The organism is Veillonella sp. HPA0037, assembly GCF_000411535.1.
GTDB classification, from domain to species: Bacteria; Bacillota; Negativicutes; order Veillonellales; family Veillonellaceae; genus Veillonella; species Veillonella atypica.
Window position 1 is genome coordinate 234,133 of record NZ_KE150483.1, and the last position, 20,166, is coordinate 254,298.

General features: G+C 37.7%; 20 protein-coding genes and 5 tRNA genes. 24 read left to right on the forward strand and 1 reads right to left on the reverse strand.

All coding sequences use genetic code 11. The features are described from left to right. From HMPREF1477_RS01065 to HMPREF1477_RS01135, 15 genes are all read left to right on the forward strand, one after another. A complete protein-coding gene (locus HMPREF1477_RS01065) occupies positions 1–1,254 on the forward strand; it encodes a glutamate-5-semialdehyde dehydrogenase (RefSeq protein WP_016475512.1) in 1,254 nt (417 codons plus the stop codon). Between the two features lie 139 nt (positions 1,255–1,393). Then, on the forward strand, positions 1,394–2,008 hold the full coding sequence (gene nadD / locus HMPREF1477_RS01070) for a nicotinate-nucleotide adenylyltransferase (RefSeq protein WP_005383777.1): 615 nt from the start codon (positions 1,394–1,396) through the stop codon (positions 2,006–2,008). Between the two features lie 6 nt (positions 2,009–2,014). After that, a complete protein-coding gene (yqeK, locus tag HMPREF1477_RS01075; protein WP_016475514.1) occupies positions 2,015–2,587 on the forward strand; it encodes a bis(5'-nucleosyl)-tetraphosphatase (symmetrical) YqeK in 573 nt (190 codons plus the stop codon). Between the two features lies 1 nt (position 2,588). Continuing rightward, positions 2,589–3,713 (forward strand): LCP family protein, encoded by a 1,125-nt coding sequence (locus tag HMPREF1477_RS01080; protein ID WP_016475515.1) that lies wholly within the window; start codon positions 2,589–2,591, stop codon positions 3,711–3,713. Between the two features lie 11 nt (positions 3,714–3,724). Next, the gene (gene rsfS / locus HMPREF1477_RS01085; RefSeq protein ID WP_005378863.1) at positions 3,725–4,087 is read left to right on the forward strand and encodes a ribosome silencing factor; all 363 of its coding nucleotides are present in this window, start codon (positions 3,725–3,727) and stop codon (positions 4,085–4,087) included. Between the two features lie 3 nt (positions 4,088–4,090). Then, the gene (locus HMPREF1477_RS01090) at positions 4,091–4,984 is read left to right on the forward strand and encodes a S1 RNA-binding domain-containing protein (RefSeq protein WP_005381314.1); all 894 of its coding nucleotides are present in this window, start codon (positions 4,091–4,093) and stop codon (positions 4,982–4,984) included. A gap of 3 nt (positions 4,985–4,987) precedes the next feature. Then, positions 4,988–6,328, forward strand: coding sequence for a Trk system potassium transporter TrkA (gene trkA / locus HMPREF1477_RS01095; protein WP_016475516.1), 1,341 nt, complete (start codon positions 4,988–4,990; stop codon positions 6,326–6,328). Positions 6,329–6,335: 7 nt separating this feature from the next. Further along, positions 6,336–7,823 (forward strand): TrkH family potassium uptake protein, encoded by a 1,488-nt coding sequence (locus HMPREF1477_RS01100; RefSeq protein ID WP_016475517.1) that lies wholly within the window; start codon positions 6,336–6,338, stop codon positions 7,821–7,823. Positions 7,824–7,869: 46 nt separating this feature from the next. Further along, positions 7,870–8,466: an MBL fold metallo-hydrolase gene (locus HMPREF1477_RS01105; RefSeq protein ID WP_016475518.1), complete on the forward strand. Its 597-nt coding sequence runs from the start codon at positions 7,870–7,872 to the stop codon at positions 8,464–8,466. Positions 8,467–8,516: 50 nt separating this feature from the next. Then, positions 8,517–8,592 (forward strand) — tRNA-Asp (locus HMPREF1477_RS01110). A gap of 5 nt (positions 8,593–8,597) precedes the next feature. Beyond that, positions 8,598–8,673, forward strand: a tRNA-Phe gene (locus tag HMPREF1477_RS01115). A gap of 7 nt (positions 8,674–8,680) precedes the next feature. Beyond that, positions 8,681–8,755, forward strand: a tRNA-Gly gene (locus HMPREF1477_RS01120). 12 nt (positions 8,756–8,767) lie between these two features. Further along, positions 8,768–8,842: transfer RNA gene (locus HMPREF1477_RS01125), tRNA-Cys, on the forward strand. 16 nt (positions 8,843–8,858) lie between these two features. Further along, positions 8,859–8,947: transfer RNA gene (locus tag HMPREF1477_RS01130), tRNA-Leu, on the forward strand. Between the two features lie 68 nt (positions 8,948–9,015). Further along, entirely contained in the window at positions 9,016–9,471 is a 456-nt protein-coding gene (locus HMPREF1477_RS01135; RefSeq protein ID WP_016475519.1) for a DUF523 domain-containing protein, read from the forward strand. A 38-nt stretch (positions 9,472–9,509) separates the two neighbouring features. Here HMPREF1477_RS01135 and HMPREF1477_RS01140 read toward each other — a convergent pair whose 3' ends face one another. Then, positions 9,510–11,342, reverse strand: a complete 1,833-nt coding sequence (locus HMPREF1477_RS01140) for a phosphoethanolamine transferase (protein WP_016475520.1) — start codon at positions 11,340–11,342, stop codon at positions 9,510–9,512. Positions 11,343–11,510: 168 nt separating this feature from the next. On the opposite strand from HMPREF1477_RS01140, the gene HMPREF1477_RS01145 reads away from it, so the two are divergent. The 9 genes from HMPREF1477_RS01145 to plsY all read left to right on the forward strand — a co-directional run bounded on the left by HMPREF1477_RS01145 (position 11,511) and on the right by plsY (position 20,166). Further along, on the forward strand, positions 11,511–12,257 hold the full coding sequence (locus tag HMPREF1477_RS01145) for a ScpA family protein (RefSeq protein WP_016475521.1): 747 nt from the start codon (positions 11,511–11,513) through the stop codon (positions 12,255–12,257). A gap of 1 nt (position 12,258) precedes the next feature. Then, positions 12,259–12,843, forward strand: coding sequence for an SMC-Scp complex subunit ScpB (gene scpB / locus HMPREF1477_RS01150; protein WP_016475522.1), 585 nt, complete (start codon positions 12,259–12,261; stop codon positions 12,841–12,843). Between the two features lie 13 nt (positions 12,844–12,856). Further along, positions 12,857–13,582 carry a pseudouridine synthase gene (locus HMPREF1477_RS01155; protein ID WP_016475523.1) on the forward strand — a complete coding sequence of 242 codons (726 nt, stop codon included), beginning with the start codon at positions 12,857–12,859 and terminating at the stop codon, positions 13,580–13,582. After that, complete coding sequence (locus tag HMPREF1477_RS01160; protein ID WP_016475524.1) at positions 13,579–14,829, forward strand: NAD(P)/FAD-dependent oxidoreductase; 1,251 nt, start codon at positions 13,579–13,581, stop codon at positions 14,827–14,829. Before HMPREF1477_RS01155 ends, HMPREF1477_RS01160 begins: the two co-directional genes overlap by 4 nt. A gap of 69 nt (positions 14,830–14,898) precedes the next feature. Continuing rightward, positions 14,899–15,573, forward strand: a complete 675-nt coding sequence (gene cmk / locus HMPREF1477_RS01165; protein ID WP_016475525.1) for a (d)CMP kinase — start codon at positions 14,899–14,901, stop codon at positions 15,571–15,573. Continuing rightward, the gene (locus HMPREF1477_RS01170; RefSeq protein ID WP_005378899.1) at positions 15,574–16,194 is read left to right on the forward strand and encodes a 1-acyl-sn-glycerol-3-phosphate acyltransferase; all 621 of its coding nucleotides are present in this window, start codon (positions 15,574–15,576) and stop codon (positions 16,192–16,194) included. Beyond that, positions 16,185–18,083, forward strand: coding sequence for a bifunctional 4-hydroxy-3-methylbut-2-enyl diphosphate reductase/30S ribosomal protein S1 (locus HMPREF1477_RS01175; protein ID WP_005378840.1), 1,899 nt, complete (start codon positions 16,185–16,187; stop codon positions 18,081–18,083). Before HMPREF1477_RS01170 ends, HMPREF1477_RS01175 begins: the two co-directional genes overlap by 10 nt. A 115-nt stretch (positions 18,084–18,198) precedes the next feature. Further along, complete coding sequence (gene der / locus HMPREF1477_RS01180) at positions 18,199–19,533, forward strand: ribosome biogenesis GTPase Der (protein ID WP_005381310.1); 1,335 nt, start codon at positions 18,199–18,201, stop codon at positions 19,531–19,533. Positions 19,534–19,572: 39 nt separating this feature from the next. After that, complete coding sequence (plsY, locus tag HMPREF1477_RS01185; protein WP_005383216.1) at positions 19,573–20,166, forward strand: glycerol-3-phosphate 1-O-acyltransferase PlsY; 594 nt, start codon at positions 19,573–19,575, stop codon at positions 20,164–20,166.

Here is a 20,166-nt window from a genome sequence, read left to right on the forward strand (position 1 = left end):
ATGAATTCATATGAAAGTATATTTAAAGAAATGGGTGAATCTGCACGAGCAGCATCTATTGTTTTACAGCAATTACCAGAGAAACGCATCAATGAGGTATTATGTGCTATAGCCGATGCGTTAGTTCAACACAGTGAACAAATTTTAACCGCCAATCACATGGATATGGATTCGGCTCGAGACGTGGTGCCTGATACGATGTTGGATAGATTACTACTATCTAAAGAGCGCATTAATCAAATGGCAGAAGGTGTTCGTCAAGTTAGTCTATTACCATCACCGGTAGGAACCATCCTTGAAACTATTAATAGGCCTAATGGACTTCACATTGAAAAGCGTGCCGTACCATTTGGTGTTATAGGTATCATTTTTGAAGCGCGTCCTAATGTAACTGTTGATGCTGGCGCCTTATGCTTTAAAACCGCTAATGCCACTATTCTGCGCGGTGGTAAGGAAGCATACCGTACAAATCGCGTCATCGTATCCATTATGCAAGATGTATTAGAAGCCAATGATTTACCAAGAGCAGCTATCCAGTTAGTAGAAGTATTAGATCGTGAAGCTGTAAGTGTATTGCTACAACAACGCCGTTATATAGATGTAGTGATTCCACGTGGCGGTGCAGGACTAATACAACGGGTTGTACGTGATAGTATGATACCCGTTATAGAGACGGGAAGCGGTGTCTGTCATACCTATGTTGATGCTGAAGCTAACATTGACATGGCTGTTGATATTGCTGTGAATGCAAAGGTACAACGTCCATCTGTATGTAATTCTATGGAGACCCTATTGGTTCATAAATCTATTGCTCCCAAATTTCTGTTGGCATTAGACTCTAAATTAGAGACCCATCATGTAACGATTCACGGTACACCAGATGTATTACAGATTGTTAAGGGTATTGCTGTTGATGAGCACTCATTTAGTACAGAATATAATGATCTTGATTTAAATGTAGCTATCGTATCATCTGTGGATGAGGCTATTTCACATATTAATCAATATACGACACATCATTCTGAAGCGATTGTAACAGATAATATGAAAACCGCTCAGCATTTTATGAATCTTATCGATTGTTCTACTGTATATCATAACGCGTCTACACGTTTCACAGATGGTTTTGAATTTGGATTTGGTGCTGAAATTGGCATTAGTACACAAAAACTCCATGCTCGTGGACCAATGGGATTACAAGCATTAACATCCTATAAATATTTTGTATTTGGTACAGGACAAATTCGTTCGTGATGCGTTTATATTATTTGATACGAGCCTATTATCGTTATATTCAGACTCCAAAAGGTCGTTATGAGTGGGTATCGTATGTAAAAGCATTAGCATTATTTATCTTGATTTGTATTATAGTCATAAAGGGTGTGACTTATATATGGTAGAGAACCGGCGGATTGGTATTATAGGCGGAACTTTTAACCCTATCCACTTAGGACATCTAATGATTGCAGAGGTGGCAAGGGAAAGCTTTCATTTAGAAAAGGTTATATTTGTTCCTGCAAGAATACCTCCTCATAAACATAATGATGTTATTGATGCTAAGCATCGTTATGCCATGACGGCTGCGGCGGTAGCAGATAACCCGTATTTTGAAATATCCGATGTGGAAATGCGTCGTGAAGGGCCTTCCTATACAATTGATACTATTCATCATTTCAAAAAAATATATGGAGATTCTGTTTCTTTTTACTTTATTGCTGGTACAGATACAATACGAGACTTACCTAATTGGAAATTTATTGATGAATTATTAGAGCATTGTCATTTTATTGGTGCTATGAGGCCTGATGGATCTCAGGTTGTTGATACAACATTAGAGTTATTAGGTCCCAAAGCTAAGAATAGAATTCATTTAATGAATGTACCAGAAATGAAATTATCTGCTACTTATTTACGAGACCGACTGCGTCATGGCTTGACGGTCAGATATATGTTACCAAAATGTGTAGTTCAATATATTGAAAAATATGATATTTATCGGAAGGAATAATTAAAGGTGGATATACAACAAATTGAAACCGACTTATCTAATAAATTAAGTAAAAAGCGTTTTATACACACCTTAGGTGTTGTAGAGTCAGCGATTTATTTAGCTAAAAAATATGGGGCTAATGTAGAAGACGCTCGGTTAGCAGCGATGTTACATGACTGTGCTAAAGAATTACCATTATTAGAAATGCAAGATTTAGTTGCCGATTTGGACTGTGATGTTGATATGTTACATAGCGGTGCTTTATTACATGGTTTAGCAGGTATGGTGTTAGCGAATACTCATTATGGTATTACTAATCGAGAAGTATTAGAAGCAATACGTGTTCATACAACTGGAAAAGTGGGCATGTCAAAATTGGATAAAGTTATATTTTTAGCTGATTATATTGAGCCTAATCGTAATTTTCCTGGCGTAAACGATATTCGTGCAGCTGCAGAACAGTCTCTTGATGCCGGAGTATTGTGTGGATTTGATATGACCATTCGACATTTAATAGATAGTGATGATACTATTTATCCTCTTACTATTATTAGCCGTAATGATCTTATACAGCATATGAAAAAAGGAGGTGCCTAGAATGGATGAACGTGAAAAAGCGCGAGCTCGTCGTCGTAGAAGACGTCGAGAACGTCAGATGAAAAAAAATAAGCTCCAATGGGGCCGTCTAATCATCGCATTCGTGTTAGCACTTACTGTTATTTGTGGCATCGGTTGGGGTATGTATAGTGGAATCAGCTATGTATATCATCGAGTAACACAAACTGATACTGCAAGTGAGATTGAAGAATCCAGTGAACCTAAGCATACTGATACGGTTAATGTAGAACAGAAAGCATTGGACAAGCCGGTATATGTATTAATTGTAGGGCGAGATAAAAATAATCCGAGTCAAGCTGACTCATTATTCCTCATGTCTATTAATATGAATACTAATACGATGGATATAATTGGTATTCCTAGCAATAGTAAAATTGAAAGTAGAGATCAAAAATCTGCATCTATGTTAAATCAAATGTATGCAGAAGGTAATATTGAACTAACGAAAGCCGTTGTAGAGGATATATTCCATATCAGCATACCTTACTATGTTGTCGTTGATGAGGCAGCTTTCAAAAAAACAAGTGATGTTTTAGGTAGTCAACAGTTTTACGTAGAAAAGAATATGGAACATGTTGATGCTGAAACTGGTAGTAAAGATATAGATTTACGCAGAGGCTATCAAAATTTAGACAGTGATAATGCATTAGCATATTTACGCTACACAGACGAAAATAATGATAATTTTGGACGCGTTCAACGACAAGAACGGTTCTTGAAATTATGGGTTGATCGGGAACAAGATACTTGGTTTATAACAAAAGCTTGGCATATATGGCGTTTATGGAGTCATTATGAAAGTAATATATCTACATGGGATGCTATTAAATTAATGCGTTCTATCGGTCAAATGGATAAAGACCATATTCATTTTTATATTTTGCCTGGTGAAAAAGAAAAAATTAATGATATTGTGTATTGGCATGTTAATCCAACTGAAGCTCAACGTTTAGTGGGAATAACGATGGGAACATTGGCACCTGAAGATTTAAGTCAATTTGTTTCTACACCTGAAACTAAAAAGGCGCCTGTTGCAGTAGAATCAGAACAAAGTACACGTGTAAAACCATCAGAACCAGGTTCGGAACCAGAAAAGAAAGAATAATAGGAGATACAATGAAACAAAAAGAAGAAATTAAACAACATGTATTAGCACTTGCACAAGCGGCTTATGATAAGAAAGGTCATGATATTGAAATACTTGATTTGGAAGGTGTTTCTATGTTAGGCGATTATTTTATGATTGTAAGCGCCAATAATATTAAACAATCTCAAAGTATTGCAGATGAAATTGAGGATATAGCAGCAGAACAAGGTATGACGGTCCTCCATCGTGAAGGATATCGCGAAGGTGAATGGGTATTATTGGACTTTGGTGATATTATTTGTCACGTGTTTGGTAACGATGAAATTCGTGAATTTTATGGACTAGAAGCCTTATGGAACGATGCTGGACGTGTTCCTTTTGAAGGAGAATAATCTATGGCTAGCGAATTATTGGAAAATACCATTGCTACACTGCGTGTTCTACGCACTAGTGATCATGGCGCTTTCCTTGATGGTCAAACGGGAAATACAAATGATGATATTTTGCTCCATAAGGATCAACAAACTTCACCAGTTGCTATAGGTGATGATGTAGAGGTATTTCTATATCGTGACCCTAAGGGACGTTTGACTGCCTCCATGCGATTGCCTGCTATGAAGGTCGGTCAAATTGGTTATGTTGAGGTTATTAATGTAACCAATTTTGGTTGTTTCGTTGAGGTTGGTACTGAACGGGGGATTTTTATGCCTCATGCTGAAATGCGTGGCAGACCTCAAGTAGGGGAAAAGGTATGGGTAAAATTATATACCGATAAATCTGGTCGTATGGCCGTTTCTATGGACGTTGATGATGAGATGAGACGCGCCTCTAAAGCTGCTACCGATGCTGTTGTAGGACAACAAGTAAGTGGTGCTATTTACAATTTGACTAGTGATGGAGCCTTTTTTATTACTCCTGAGCGATGGATTGCTTTTTTGCATCGATCAGAAATGACACGCAAATTAAATGTTGGAGAAATGGTAGAGGCTCGTGTTACGTTCAAACGTGAAGATGGTCGTATTAATGTTTCTATGCGTCCAATCAAAGAAAAAGCGTTAATCTCTGATGGTCAGATTATTATGGAATACCTATTACAACGAGGCGGTAAAATGCCTTATAGTGATGAATCATCAGCCATGTTGATTAAGGATAAATTTAACATCAGCAAGGCTGCTTTTAAACGAGCGTTAGGTCATTTAATGAAATCCCGCCTTGTAGTACAAGAAGATGGTTGGACATTGTTGACAGAAACTGGTAAACAATGGACCCCAAATTCACAAGAGGTCTAAACTATGAAGATTATTGTAGTAGGCGCTGGTAAGGTTGGGTATTCCTTGTGTGAAAGACTGGTGCAAGATGATCATGACGTATATCTTATAGACCGTTCTCAGGAACGTATCCATAATTTAGAAAATACGTTGGATGTTAGTTTAGTATGCGGTAATGGTAGCGATATTCAGTTGTTGAATGAAATTGACTTATCTGATGTGGGGATGTTTATCTCAGTTACCGATTCAGATGAAGTTAATATGTTATCTTGTGCGGTAGCTAAAATAGCAGGTGTTCCATCTACTGTAGCACGTGTGAGGGATACCAATATCGTTGATCATATGGACGATCATATGAAAGAACGATTAGGTGTTGATTTATTCATTAATCCAGAAATGGTTACGGCGCAAGAATTACTTCATATTATTGAAACACCATCCGCTTTGGACGTAGAAGAATTTGGTCAAGGCGCTGTACGTTTAATGGAATTTAAAATTAATAGTACATTCCCGCTCGTAAATAAACCTTTAAAAGAGTTAACTTTTCCAGAAGGTGTGTTATTGGTTGGCATTTTACGATTAGGTGAAATGATTATACCTCATGGTGAAAGCATATTATTACCTAATGACAGTGTTTTCTTTTTAGGTTTAAAAGATGGTATTAATGAAGTAGAACAAGAATGGTTTTCTAATCATGCAACTTTCCATAAACGGGCTGTTATTGTAGGCGCTGGTTTATTAGGTCGTAATCTAGCTATCTTATTGGAAAAAGCAGGATTTACTGTTAAGGTTATTGAGAAGGATATTGAGCGTTGTGAAGCCTTGGCTGCACAAGTGGATAAAGCTATTGTCATCAATGGGGATGGTACGGATTTTGATCTACTAGAAGCCGAAGAAGTGGCCGATAACGATGTTATTATTGTTTTAACAGATGATGATAAATTAAATCTTTTAGTTGCTTTAGTAGGGAAACATATGGGCATACCTAAAACCGTTGTTCGTGTGGGACGTCCTGAATATATTATGCTTATGGAACAAGTCGGTATAGATATTGTATTTTCACCACGTCTAATGACTGCAGGACAAATATTACGATTTGTTCGAAGTGGAGAAGGTGTTGTCTCCATATCTACTTTTGAAGGTGGCAAGGCTGAATCTATAGAGATTCTTATTACAGAACAATCTCCCGTAGCAGGTAAACAACTAAAAGATATTCGGCTACCTGGTAAAGCCTTAGTTGGTGTTATACTCCGCGGTGATGAAGCGATTGTTCCACGGGGGAATACAGAGCTATTAGTGGGGGATCATATTGTACTATTCTCATTGCCTGAATCTGTTACTAAATTATTGAATTATTTAACGTAGGGGTTATATGCGCATACAGATTGTCATGTCCTTGGTAGGCAAATTACTCTATATTTTTGGAGCTTTTCTTGTTATACCATTTATATATAGTATTCTATTTGAAACTGCATATTGGTCCTTTTGTATTACAGCTATATTATCCATACTGCTCGGTGGTCTACTAGTACTTGGTGGAAATAAGAGTAAAACCTTTAGCTTGAGAGATGGCTTCTTAGTGGTTAGCTCAACATGGATTTTAACAATGTTATTGGGGGCTATTCCCTTTATTATATCTGGTGTATTAGTCAACCCGATGGACGCGCTGTTTGAATCTATGTCAGGTATTACCGCTACTGGTGCTACAGTTATTTCTGATGTTGATAGCATACCAAAGTCTTTCATACTGTGGCGTGGATTAATGCATTGGATTGGCGGTATGGGAATCATTGTGTTGATTCTATCATTCTTACGTAATCTTGGTGCTGATGCTGCGCATTTTTTCAATGCTGAGGCATCTGTGCCAAAACCAGGTGTAGTGTTACCACGGATTCAATCTATAGCATCGAAATTATGGACATTGTACGTAATATTTACAATCATCTGTTTTATAATGCTCTGCTTAGGTGGTATAGATCCTTTTGATGCGTTGAATTATGCTTTTTCTATTATTGCTACTGGTGGATTGACGCCGACTACTGCAGGTACTTTTTTATATAGTCAAAATACATATATATGTGTTGTATTTATACTGTTTATGGTCATTGCAGGCGGTAATTTTGCCGTATATTATAATGTAGTTCAAAAAGGATTCTCAGCGTTATTCTCTGATTTTGAAACGCGTATGTATTGGCTGGTATTAGCTATTGGTATTCTTATTACCTTTATATCCTTATATTTTCAATCTAATTCTATGGATATAGGACAAGCTTTTCAAGATTCAGCCTTTACCTTAGTATCAATACAAACGGGTAGTGGTTTTGCCGTATCTGATTACGATTTATGGCCTGCTGCGGCTCAAATGATGTTATTTATATCCAGCTTTTTTGGTGGCTGTAGTGGATCTACAACTGGTGGCGTTAAGATTATCCGTCTTATTATACTAATTAAAAGTAGTATCATATATTTGAGAAAAGCCATACACCCTGATATGGTTCAAGTGGTACGAATCAATGGAAAACCATTGCCAGAAAAGTGGGTGCGTATGACGCAACAATTTATATTTCTATATTTAATGATTTATGTTATATCCGTATTTCTTATGACATGTTTTGGTCTGTCTACAGGTGATGCACTACAAATAGTAACTGCATTCCAAAGTAATGTAGGTTTAGCATTTGGCAGTTATGGCCCAACTGATTCCTTTGCATTATTACCTTTAGGTGCAAAAGGTGTGGCTATTGTGGATATGCTATTAGGTCGTTTGGAGTTATTTACGATTCTAGTTATGCTTCATCCACAGTTCTGGGAAGGATATTTTATAAAAAAAGATACTACAAAACGATATAGAATTTTGTAGAAGCTTATATGTATACTGGATGTATTATGGGGGAAGGGATTGTATAATGGAAATAATAAAACGTCCATTAGGATTATATAAGGCAAACTGCTATGTATTAAAAGAAGACAATCAATCTCTCATAATTGATCCAGGATTTCATAGTAAGCATATAATTGAGATGGTAGGGGACTCTACACCGCTTGCCGTTTTATTAACTCATGGTCATTGTGACCATGTTTCGGCACTCGATGAAATTTGTGAGTACTACAATATTCCTGCGTATTTACATGAGGGGGATCATGAATTATTACAATTGATTCGCCGGCGCCCAAGTGTATATAAGAAAAAGATGTTTACTCAATGTATTCCCTTGCAAGAAGGCATACTAATTATTGACCCTTTTCATATACGGGTGTATCATACACCAGGGCATAGCGCAGGTTCCGTATGTTTTGAAATAGAAGGCCATCTATTTACAGGTGATACTATTTTTAAACAAAATGTTGGAAATAGCGATAATTATAATGGCGATGCTGAAGATTTACATAAAAGCTTATGTAAAATACTGGAGCTAGATGATGCATTATTAGTAGAACCTGGACATAAAGATAGTACTATTTTGGGAGATGAAAAAAACTTCATCAAGAATTTACACATATAGTGTTGACAAAAACTCTGATAACCGATATACTAAGCAAGTACTTTGGATACGGCCCCGTGGTGTAGCGGTTAACATGTCGCCCTGTCACGGCGAAGATCGTCAGTTCAAATCTGATCGGGGTCGCCATTCATGCCTCGGTAGCTCAGTCGGTAGAGCAACGGACTGAAAATCCGTGTGTCGACAGTTCGATTCTGTCCTGAGGCACCATGTACATGCGGGAATAGCTCAGCGGTAGAGCACCGCCTTGCCAAGGCGGGGGTCGCGAGTTCGAATCTCGTTTCCCGCTCCACTAACTTTATATGGCGGCATAGCCAAGCGGTAAGGCAGAGGTCTGCAAAACCTTTATTCCCCAGTTCGATTCTGGGTGCCGCCTCCACAAAATCGTTACCCATGCCGGGGTGGCGGAACAGGCAGACGCAACGGACTTAAAATCCGTCGGTTAGAAATAACCGTACCGGTTCGATTCCGGTCCTCGGCACCATTAAGACTAACTTCGGTTAGTCTTTTTTTGTATATAATTTTAATTGTATTTACGAGTAGGTATATAACGTGAGTAAACCGAATCTATTAATTAGTGAATGCCTTTGCGGTGTTTGTTGTCGCTATGATGGTGACCATAATCGAATAGAATGCTTAGAAGAGCTTAAGAACGTCTATAACCTTGTTCCGGTATGTCCGGAGGTACTGGGAGGGCTGTTAACGCCTAGATGTCCAGCAGAACGCGTAGGTAATCGAGTCCTAACAAGAGATGGTATCGATGTGACAGAACAATTTAAACGCGGTGCAGCATTAGCTTTAGTAACTGCTGTAGATAACAATTGTCGGTGTGCTTTACTAAAGGCTAAGAGCCCTAGTTGTGGATATGGTGAACTATATGATGGTACATTTACGAGAACCCTCGTAAATGGGGTTGGTGTCACATCAGAGCTCTTATTACAACACGATATACAGATTTATACAGAAAAGAATGTATCGGCCCTTATAACGCAAAATAGCGACGATTGATATAAATTCAATCGTCGCTATTGTTGTATTAGGATATCTTATTGTCCTGCATTTACAGGGTCATTAGTTAATGGTTGTTCGCCTAATAGCGTTGTTAGATTATGTAGATTAAATCGATAAGCGCTATTGCTAAAGTCTCTTGTTTTATCGTAACGACTATTTGGTGCATGCATGAGACCAATTAATGTATCGTACAATAAATCATTAGTGAAATATTGATGTTCATGGCTATCTAAAGCTGATACTGTTTGAGGGTATGCAGCACGATATTGAGGTGATAAGTACATCCAGAATGGAATGTGTGTCATCACAAAATCAAATGTATCTGGGTTGTGAGATTTATCTACGCTTTCACCATGATCAGAAAAATATACCATGGCTTGAAGATTTAGATTATCCTTACCATATGTATAAATTTGTTGTAACAACCAATCTGTGTAGAGTTGACTATTTGCATAGGCCTCAATACCTTCTGGATTAGGGCCTTTTTTCCATTTACTAAATTCATGAGGATATCTATCATTGTAATAAATGTGGCTACCCATAATATGAATTACAACAAAATTATTTTTGCTAGGATCAACTGTTTTTAACAATGGTAATAAAGATTCATCATAAAGATCGGAAAAACCATAGGATTCATGAGCCCATTTTGTGGTATCCGCCGTTTTGGCCATCAAGGAAATAGCTGTATCGTATTCGCCAAATACGCCTTGGTTACTGAACCACGATGTGGTGTAACCTGCTTTTTTAGCTACATCCAAAATATTAGCAGAATCTAAGAATGGTCGGTCGTTATATTGATTGCGCTCTGAAAGGGCACGTTCTAAGGTTGGTACCGTTTGTACGTAGGAAGAGTACGCATGATTAAAGAAGATAAAATCTTTATTGTGATCGCGCATATCCTCTTGCCAAGGTGTGTCATCGTATTGGAATTTTGGATTATAGACCTTCATATAATCACGGGAACTGGATTCACCGATAACGAGAATGATAGTTCCAGGCGTTTTAGTAGGTGTCGTATCCTTTGTATCCAAATTGAATGAATCAAATACAAGATGGTGATTATCGTTGTATTGTTGCATTTCTTTAACATAATTACCAGCAGCCGTCCAATTGGCTACGATGCATGTTTGAGGAAATAAGAAGAATGGTACATAAACGATAAATGCTACCATGGATGCGATGAGTACGCCTAATCGTAAAGGGCGAGTTGTGTTAAAATCGACAACTCGTTTCATTCCTAGGTTGCACCAATATAGGAAGAGTGTCCATAATATTAAGCCTATGACGATGGCGATAAGACCGGGTATACCAGCAGCATTCTTTAAGAATCCGAAGGCTTCTTCTGGATTTGTCATATATACTGCTAATAGACTTGCTGGCGTTAAGCAGTGCCAAGTGGTCATATAATAACCGATTTGTAATAATGGGATGAGACTAAGGACCGATGAGAATAATGCCAGTATAGCAGATGTTAATTTCTGCAGCCGACCCGTTTGTGTTACTAAATATTGAATGCCGGATAGGCCCATAAATAAGAGTAAACCAAATAAAAAATCATTGGCAAACTCATAGAAGTAGAGGGGCTTTACATAGGACCAATGAAACAATAGAGGGAATGTGAGTCCCCAAAGTAGACCAACCAGACCATAGCCTAGAAATGCACGATGAAACACGGTACAGCTCATAAAGTACTGGAATAAGAACATTCCAACCATGGTCGGCACCGCAAGGATTGTAATATCCTCAACATCTAGACCTAATGTAACTGGTTCATAAATAAAAAATAGTGCAATGTAGAGCACTATGCCTATAATGCCAAAACGCAAAATAGGATTTCGAATCAATGATTTCATTGATGATAACATAATGTATCCTTTCTAAAGGAGCTTACAACAAATATATATTTTTCTTCACATTATAAGATAACAAAGAATACTAAAAAATACAATTGTATATGGTGAACGTAGAAGAAATCTTTAATTTAGGATATAATTATATAGTTATGAAGTAGTATCAGTAAGGAATGGGGATTCATGGGGGACTATAATTATAAATTGGATGTATTCGAGGGTCCTCTCGATTTACTTTTACATTTAATTGAAAAACATAAAATTGAAATCACGGATATCCCAATCGTTGAAATCACAAGCCAGTATTTAGAATATCTAGATAATTGGAATCATTTTGATATCCATTATAGTAGTGAATTCCTTGTAATGGCATCTACATTATTACAAATTAAGTCCCGTATGCTATTACCTAAGGTTGAACCGGAACCAGATGAAAGCGAAGATCCACGAGATGAATTAGTGGCTAAGTTAGTAGAGTTTAAAAAGATAAAAGATTTTACTCAGCTATTAATGGAAAAAGCATCGGTTGAGTCGAATGTGTTTAGTCGCCCTGAGGAAACGAGTGTATTAGGTTTAGATAGTTATTATAATTTAGAACTATCTAAATTATATGATATATTCTATTCTGTATTACATAAGACCGTTGAATCTGAAGATGAACAACAGGTTCGTCAAGTAACTGTTGAGAAAGATGCATATCGCTTAGAGGATATGATCGTATCCTTAGCGAGTCGTGCAAGGCGTGGTGAACGATTGGCGTTTCGTGAGCTACTTGTTGCTATAGAATCTAAAAGTGGTATGGTAACTATATTCATGGCTGTGCTAGAACTTTTAAAACAACAAGAATTAGTCATGTTTTACGAAAATGATGATATTATTTTTACCGCACCTATCATTGGTGAACGGGATGTACAAGTAGAGGAGGAGTAGCATGGGCATATCAGATTTAGAAGCGGTATTGTTTTCTGCGGCTAAACCTATTTCTATTGATGTCATTCAAGATATATTTAAGCTTTCAAAACAAGATAGCTTGACATTGATAGATCACTTAGCATCTGATTTAGAATCCCATAAACGCGGTATCCGCGTGCGAATCTCTGCTGCTGGTGTGGAACTGGTAAGTGCACCAGAATCGGCTATGTATATTGGTCATATACGTAAAAAAGAGGATAAATTATCTAATGCAGCTATGGAAACACTAGCGGTTATTGCATATAAACAACCAATTACAAAAGCTGAAATTGAAGAGGTACGCGGTGTTAATAGCGACAAGGTAATTAAACAATTATTGTCTCGCTCATTAATTGCTGAGTTGGGCCATAAGGATACGGTAGGTCGCCCTATTCTGTATGGCACAACTGATGAATTTCTGCGAAGTACAGGTGTTACTTCCATTGATGATTTGCACAAAGAGCTAGTTACTGCAGAGTCTGATATGTCAGGTGTATCAATAGACAGTGTGAAAGACGAAAGCTTAATAGAATCTCCTAATGAGGATGGAACAGAGAACATATAGAAAAGGATATAATATGGAACGATTACAAAAATTTATCGCCAGCTGTGGTGTAGCTTCTCGTCGTAAGGCAGAAGAATTAATTGCGGCTGGTAAGGTACGTGTCAATGGACGTAAAGTGACGGAACTGGGTGTTAAGGTTGATCCAATGAAAGATAAGGTCATGGTTGATGGACAATTATTAGCCGTGGAAAAACCTGTGTATTATTTAATGAATAAACCGAAAGGTGTTATTACATCTGTTATAGACCCACAAGGACGAGAAACTGTAATGGATTATATTAAAAATGAAAAACGCCGTATCTATCCAATTGGACGACTTGATTTACATACGGAAGGTTTATTGCTTTTAACAAATGATGGAGAACTAGCTCAGAATCTTACACATCCATCTAAAGGCGTTGAAAAGACATATGAAGTTCGTATTAAGGGGCGTGTAAATGATACAGATTTACAGGTTATCGCCGATGGTGTGCCTCTTGAAGATGGTGTGACAGCACCTGCTACACTTGTAGATTTAGGATTTGATGACCACAATGGGGTTCACGAAGTAGAAATTACTATTCATGAAGGTCGTAATCGACAAGTACGTCGTATGTTTGAACATTTTGGTTACCGAATTCATAATTTAAAACGTATTGCTTATGGTGGATTAACATTAAGTGGTGTTAAGCGCGGTGGTGTTCGTCAATTGACACAACGTGAAGTAAGTGCACTTAAAGCGCTAGGAGCTTCTAAATGAAGCGCGTCGTAGTAATCGGAGGTGGTGCAGCAGGGCTAATGGCTGCTGTCATTGCTGGTCGAGAAGGGGCAAAGGTAACGCTTCTCGAAAAAATGAATTATGTTGGTAAAAAGATGGGCATTACCGGCAAAGGACGCTGCAATATTACGAATGCTTGTGATATGTCTGATTTTATTAAAAATACACCGGGCAATGGTAAGTTTTTATATGGTGCTTACGAGCGCTTTACCAATGAAGATTTGTTGCAGTTATTACACGATGCTGGTTTAGAAACCAAGGTAGAGCGAGGCGGCCGCGTATTTCCAGCTTCAGATTCCGCGCTGGATGTGCGAAATACCTTTATGAAGCTTATGAAACACTATGGTGTAGATGTTCATCTTGAGGAACCAGTTAAGAAACTTTTGATTGATGATGGTGTTGTCACCGGTGTTGTGACAGACAGAGAAACCTATCACGCTGATGCCGTGGTTATTGCTACGGGAGGTAAATCATATCCTGCTACCGGTTCTACTGGTGATGGATATATTTTGGCGGCTCAAGTAGGCCATAAGATTACCGATATCCGTCCATCTTTAGTACCGATTGTAACGGAAGAGTCCTGGGTAAAAGATTTAATGGGGCTTAGCCTACGGAATGTTGAATTGTCTGTAGTTGCTAAGAATAAGGTGCAAGCCAAGATGTTTGGGGAAATGATGTTTACCCATTTTGGCATTACCGGTCCTATCGTTTTATCTCTTAGTCATACGGTGGGAAAATTGATGCGCAAAAAAAATATCGGCACTATAGGTTTAGATATCAATTTAAAACCTGCATTATCTTCAGAGACATTAGATAAACGATTACAAAAAGATTTTGATCTCTATTCTAAGAAACAATTAATTAATGGGATGAAAGATTTGTTACCAAGTCGATTAATACCATTAATTATTGAATTGGCCGGTATTGATCCACAAAAACCGATTAATCAGATTTCAAAGGAAGAACGACAACAAATCGGTTATATGTTGCAACATATGCCTCTTACCGTGAAAGGATTACGTCCTGTAGAAGAGGCAATTGTTACTGCTGGTGGCATTTCTTTAAAAGAATTTAATCCTAAAACTATGGAATCTAAGTTGGTTAAAGGTTTATATGGTGCAGGTGAAGTATTGGATATTGATGCTTTTACAGGTGGATATAATCTACAGGCTGCCTTTTCTACAGGATATGTAGCAGCTATGCATATAACTCACCCTGAAGCGTTTTAATAGAGACATTTTACGCTGTATGATTGAATAGTATATTTTATATAATTTGTGAAAGTGATACAGGGAATTATGAATACACATAAAATTGCCGTTGCTGTTGACGGCCCAGCAGGCGCTGGAAAATCATCTATTTCTAAAATAGTGGCAAAAAAACTGGGGTATCTTTATATCGATACAGGTGCTATGTACCGTTCTGTTACATGGGCTGTATTGCATAATCATATTGATGTAAATAATCAAAAGGCAGTGGAAGCATTATTACCAGAATTAGATCTTACTATGGAGGCCAGTGATGATTCATGTAAGGTTTTTATTGCTGGTCAAGATGTGACTGATTTTATTAGAACGCCACAAGTGAACAATGCTGTATCTATAGTGGCTTCATATAAAGGTGTGCGTCAATATTTGGTTGAACGACAACGACTTATGGCAGAAGCTGGTGGCGTTATATTGGATGGACGTGATATCGGTTCCGTTGTATTACCTAATGCGGAATTAAAAATATATCTAACCGCTTCTGTAGAGGCTCGTGCTATGCGCCGTTACTTAGAAGTGAAGGGTACAGTTAACGAACAAACCTTAGAGGATATTAAAGACAGTGTTATGCAACGTGATGATATGGATAAGAATCGAAAGGAATCTCCATTGATACGGGTAGAGGATGCTGTATTGGTCGATTCCAGTGAAATGACGTTTGATGAAACTGTAGAACATATATTACATCTAGTACAGGAGCGAATTTAAATGAACAAATTTTCTACATGGCTTTGGCGAACTGCCTTTTGGTTGCGCTATAAAGTCGGCTATGGATTAAAGGTTTATGGTCGCGATAATTTCCCTATGGAAGGTCCGGTTATTGTGGTGCCAAATCATTTAAGTAATAACGATCCACCTATTTGCGGCTATGCATTGCCTAGGCACGTACACTTTATGGCAAAACAGGAATTATTTGTAAATCCAATTTCAAGATTTTTTTGTACCTGGCTTGGTGCATTCCCTTTAAACCGTGGAGCCATAGATAAAATAGCAATTCGTCATGCTTTAGGACTATTAAAGAATAATAAAGTATTAGGAATTTTTGCAGAAGGTAATCGTCAAAAGAATGGAAAATTAGGACGCTTTCACGATGGGGCCGCATCCATTGCGTTGCGTACAGGAATTGGTATTACCCCAGTTGCCATTATCGGTTCTCATAATATGAAGAGAAACCAAGTTGCTTGCATCATTGGTAAACAGGTACCTGTTAGTAAAGCTAAACCGACACCTGAGGCTATTAAAGAGGTTAATGATCGCGTAAAGGGCGAAATTCAACGCATGATTGATTCCTATCATGAAAATCGCATAGAGGAGACGTTATGGAAATAATTTTAGCTGAAAATCATGGCTTTTGTTATGGCGTAAAACGAGCTGTTGAAATGGCCAATGAAGCTGCTGATAGCGATGGAAAAAGCTATACATTGGGTCCTATCATTCATAACCCACAAGTAGTTGGTCGTTTAGAGAGTAAAGGTGTTAGCCCGATTCAAGAGGTGTCGGATATTGATGAAGGGACAATGATTATTCGGTCTCATGGTGTGGGCCCTGCAATTTACGAAGAAGCAGAAGAGAAAGGCTTAAACATTTTGGATGCCACTTGTCCACATGTGAAAAAAGCTCAACAAGATGCAAAATCTGTTATCGAAGATGGTATGACACTGGTTATATTAGGCGAAAAAAACCATCCTGAGGTTAAAAGTATTAATTTATGGGCGAATAACAAAGGAATAATCATCGAAGATGAAGAATCCGCCAAAAATCTACAAGTTGTTGAAAAAATGGGTGTAGTTGTTCAAACGACCTTTTCACAATTCAAATTTAACAGTATAATAGAGATATTAGAGAAAAAATCTAAGAATCTTAAGATTTTCAAAACGATATGCAATGCAACTCAGGAGCGTCAGAATTCTGCCGTTGAATTAGCTCGTAACGTAGATCTTATGATTGTGATAGGTGGTAAGAACAGCGGCAATACGAATCGATTGGCAGAGGTTTGTCGAGACGTTGGATGTACAACATATCACATTGAAACTTCTACTGAATTACAACTGGAATGGTTTAACCGAGTACAGACGGTAGGAGTAACAGCAGGAGCATCGACTCCCGACTGGATTATTAAGGAGGTCATTGAGACAATGAAAGATTTTGCAGAATTATTAGCAGCAGAAGGTCAAGAAGAATTTAAGAAAGGAAACGTTGTAGAAGGTCAAGTAGTACAAGTTGAAGATGAACGCGCATGGGTATCTTTTGGCTACAAAACTGAAGCAATTTTGAATAGAACTGAAATTTCTTATCCAGCACCAAACTCTGCCAAAGATGTGTTGAAAAATGGTGATGAAATTAAAGCAGTTATCATGAACCACATCAAAGAAGATAATCCTATTTATCTTTCCATGACTCGTTTGGCTAAAGATGAAGATTGGCAATATGTTATCGAAGCTCAAGAAAAAGACGAACCTATCGTATGTAAAGGTATCGATGCTATCCCAGCTGGCTTGGTGGTAACAGTAAAATCCCTTCGTGGTTTCATTCCATTGTCCCAAGGTGATGTGCATTTCGTAAAATCTTTGGACAACTTGGTTGGTACTGAATTCGAAGCAAAAGTTCTTGAAATCGACGAAAAGAAAAACCGTTTGGTTCTTTCCCGCCGTGCAGTACTTGAAGTGGAACGTCAAGCAAAATTAGCTGAAGCATTGAAAAATATCAACGTTGGTGAAAACTATAAAGGTATCGTTCGTAAAATCATGCCTTATGGTGCATTCGTAGATATCGGTGGTATTGAAGGTTTACTTCATATTTCCGACATTTCTTGGCAAAAAATTAAAAAAGTGGAAGATGTTCTTTCCGTTGGCCAAGAAATCGAAGTTAAATTGCAATCCTTCGACCCTGAAAGCAACAAATTATCCTTGTCCTTAAAAGCTTTAACTAAGAGCCCTTGGGATGTTGCTGAAGAAACTTTACACGTTGGTGATGTAATCACTGGTAAAGTTGTTCGTTTGGTAGCTTACGGTGCATTTGTAGCTGTTAACGATGATATTCAAGGTTTACTTCACATCTCTCAAATTACAAAACAACGTAATGCGAAAGTTGAAGATTACTTGAACCGTGGTCAAGAAGTTGAAGTTAAAATCATTTCTCTTAACAAAGATGAAAAGAAATTGGGCTTGGCTTTGACTGAGTTGATGGAAGCAAAAGAAACAGAAGAAGACGCTGAATAATTCAGAATCTTTTAATGAGGCTAATCAAGGTTTTCCTTGATTAGCCTTTTTGCGTACATTCCCTTTAATATGATAAAATGAAGTGAAGTATATAGATAATAAAAGAGGTGAAAGTATGGCAAAACCATTAGTGGCCGTAGTTGGTCGTCCAAATGTAGGTAAATCTACATTATTTAATGCCATTGTTAATAAACGAATTTCTATCGTCGAGGATATACCTGGCGTTACACGAGATAGAATTTACTTCGATGCAGAATGGCTTAATCGTGAGTTTACAATGATTGATACAGGTGGTATCGAGTTTGTAACAGAGAACAGTCATGTCATTCCTAAAATGATGCGTTTACAAGCTGAACTCGCTATTGAAGAAGCTGATGTAATCCTCTTTGTGGTTGATGGCAAGCAAGGTATTGTACCGGCTGATGAAGAAGTGGCCAATATTTTACGTACTAGTGGAAAACCAGTAGTCCTTGTAGTGAATAAAATTGACAGTGTAAATCAAGAACCTAATATTTATGAGTTTTATAATTTGGGACTTGGTGATCCAATTGGTATTTCTGCAAAGAATTTAATGAATCTAGGTGATTTATTAGATGATACGGTTAAACATTTCCCACCTGTAGGAACTAATGTAGATGAAGAAGACACCATTCATGTGGCTATCATCGGTAGACCTAATGTAGGTAAATCATCATTGACCAATGCACTGTTAGGTCAAGATCGCGTTATCGTTTCCGATGTAGCTGGCACTACTCGTGATTCTATTGATACGCATTGGACACACGGTGATCAAAAATTCGTACTCATCGATACGGCAGGGATGAGACGTAAATCCAAGATTGATGAAGCTGTTGAACGTTACAGCATTGTTCGCTCTCTTCGTTCCGTTGATCGCTCTGATATTGTTGTGCTTGTATTAGATGGTGTTGATGGCGTTACAGAACAAGATAAAAAAATTGCCGGTTATGCGTATGAAGCCGGCAAGGGTGTTATCATTGTAGTTAATAAGTGGGATCTTGTAGAAAAAGATGATAAAACTACATTGAGATACACTGAAGATATTTATGATGAATTAGGATTCTTGCAATTTGCACCAATTCTATTTGCTTCTGCATTGACAAAACAACGTATTCATCGTTTAGCTGATATGCTTAAATTCGTATCAGAACAACAATATCGTCGTGTTTCTACTGGTACATTAAATCAATTACTACAAGATGCTCAAACTGTAAATCCAGTTCCATCCCGTAATGGTAGAATTCCAAAAATTTACTATATGACACAAGCCAGTGTTAAACCTCCAACATTTATCCTATTTGTAAATGAACCCGAATTAATTCATTTCTCGTATATGCGCTTTTTGGAAAATCGTTTACGAGAAAGTTTTGGTTTCGAAGGTACTCCAATTCGATTAATTCTTCGCGGTAAAAAACGTGAAGATGAAGAGTAATAATTACAAAGGGTAAGGGTGAAAGTTGTGAATGATTTTATGCCTATTATAGGGTATGCGTTATTAGCCTATGTAATCGGTTCAATTCCTAGCGGACTCATTATTGGTAAATTATTTTTCAATACAGATGTCCGTCTATATGGATCAAAAAATATAGGTGCTACAAATACATATCGTGTTATTGGTTTAAAGGCAGCACTTCCTGTATTTTTCTGTGATGCATTAAAGGGTGCCATTGGGGTATTTTTGTTTTCCCATTTAAATCCCATGTACATGATTCTAGGTGGCATTTTGGCCATGGTTGGACACAATTGGTCAGTATTTCTTGGCTTTAAAGGTGGCCGTGGTGTTGCAACTGGTTTGGGGGTACTCATTGCATTATCTCCAATAGTTGCAGTTATTTGTTTTGCTATTTGGGGCATCATTGTATATTTCACTAAATTAGTCTCTCTAGGTTCTATAGTGGCTGCTGCGCTTGTTCCTGTTTTGATGTATGTAATGGGTGAATCCTGGTGGTTTGTAGGATTTGGTGCGCTAGCTGCATTGTTTGTTATCATACGTCATCGAGAAAATATTTCTCGTTTACTAGCTGGTAAAGAATTAAAGGTAGAACGCGTTAAAAAAGGAGAGTAA

What these genes read in the sequence shown, in the direction of transcription:
- HMPREF1477_RS01105 (WP_016475518.1), top strand. Translation starts at nt 7,870, where the DNA reads ATGGAAATAATAAAACGTCCATTAGGATTATATAAGGCAAACTGCTAT.
- HMPREF1477_RS01160 (WP_016475524.1), top strand. Translation starts at nt 13,579, where the DNA reads ATGAAGCGCGTCGTAGTAATCGGAGGTGGTGCAGCAGGGCTAATGGCT.
- trkA (WP_016475516.1), top strand. Translation starts at nt 4,988, where the DNA reads ATGAAGATTATTGTAGTAGGCGCTGGTAAGGTTGGGTATTCCTTGTGT.
- HMPREF1477_RS01090 (WP_005381314.1), top strand. Translation starts at nt 4,091, where the DNA reads ATGGCTAGCGAATTATTGGAAAATACCATTGCTACACTGCGTGTTCTA.
- HMPREF1477_RS01100 (WP_016475517.1), top strand. Translation starts at nt 6,336, where the DNA reads ATGCGCATACAGATTGTCATGTCCTTGGTAGGCAAATTACTCTATATT.
- HMPREF1477_RS01140 (WP_016475520.1), bottom strand. Translation starts at nt 11,342, where the DNA reads ATGTTATCATCAATGAAATCATTGATTCGAAATCCTATTTTGCGTTTT.
- HMPREF1477_RS01170 (WP_005378899.1), top strand. Translation starts at nt 15,574, where the DNA reads ATGAACAAATTTTCTACATGGCTTTGGCGAACTGCCTTTTGGTTGCGC.
- HMPREF1477_RS01145 (WP_016475521.1), top strand. Translation starts at nt 11,511, where the DNA reads ATGGGGGACTATAATTATAAATTGGATGTATTCGAGGGTCCTCTCGAT.
- cmk (WP_016475525.1), top strand. Translation starts at nt 14,899, where the DNA reads ATGAATACACATAAAATTGCCGTTGCTGTTGACGGCCCAGCAGGCGCT.
- plsY (WP_005383216.1), top strand. Translation starts at nt 19,573, where the DNA reads ATGCCTATTATAGGGTATGCGTTATTAGCCTATGTAATCGGTTCAATT.
- scpB (WP_016475522.1), top strand. Translation starts at nt 12,259, where the DNA reads ATGGGCATATCAGATTTAGAAGCGGTATTGTTTTCTGCGGCTAAACCT.
- HMPREF1477_RS01080 (WP_016475515.1), top strand. Translation starts at nt 2,589, where the DNA reads ATGGATGAACGTGAAAAAGCGCGAGCTCGTCGTCGTAGAAGACGTCGA.
- der (WP_005381310.1), top strand. Translation starts at nt 18,199, where the DNA reads ATGGCAAAACCATTAGTGGCCGTAGTTGGTCGTCCAAATGTAGGTAAA.
- HMPREF1477_RS01175 (WP_005378840.1), top strand. Translation starts at nt 16,185, where the DNA reads ATGGAAATAATTTTAGCTGAAAATCATGGCTTTTGTTATGGCGTAAAA.
- nadD (WP_005383777.1), top strand. Translation starts at nt 1,394, where the DNA reads ATGGTAGAGAACCGGCGGATTGGTATTATAGGCGGAACTTTTAACCCT.
- HMPREF1477_RS01065 (WP_016475512.1), top strand. Translation starts at nt 1, where the DNA reads ATGAATTCATATGAAAGTATATTTAAAGAAATGGGTGAATCTGCACGA.
- rsfS (WP_005378863.1), top strand. Translation starts at nt 3,725, where the DNA reads ATGAAACAAAAAGAAGAAATTAAACAACATGTATTAGCACTTGCACAA.
- HMPREF1477_RS01155 (WP_016475523.1), top strand. Translation starts at nt 12,857, where the DNA reads ATGGAACGATTACAAAAATTTATCGCCAGCTGTGGTGTAGCTTCTCGT.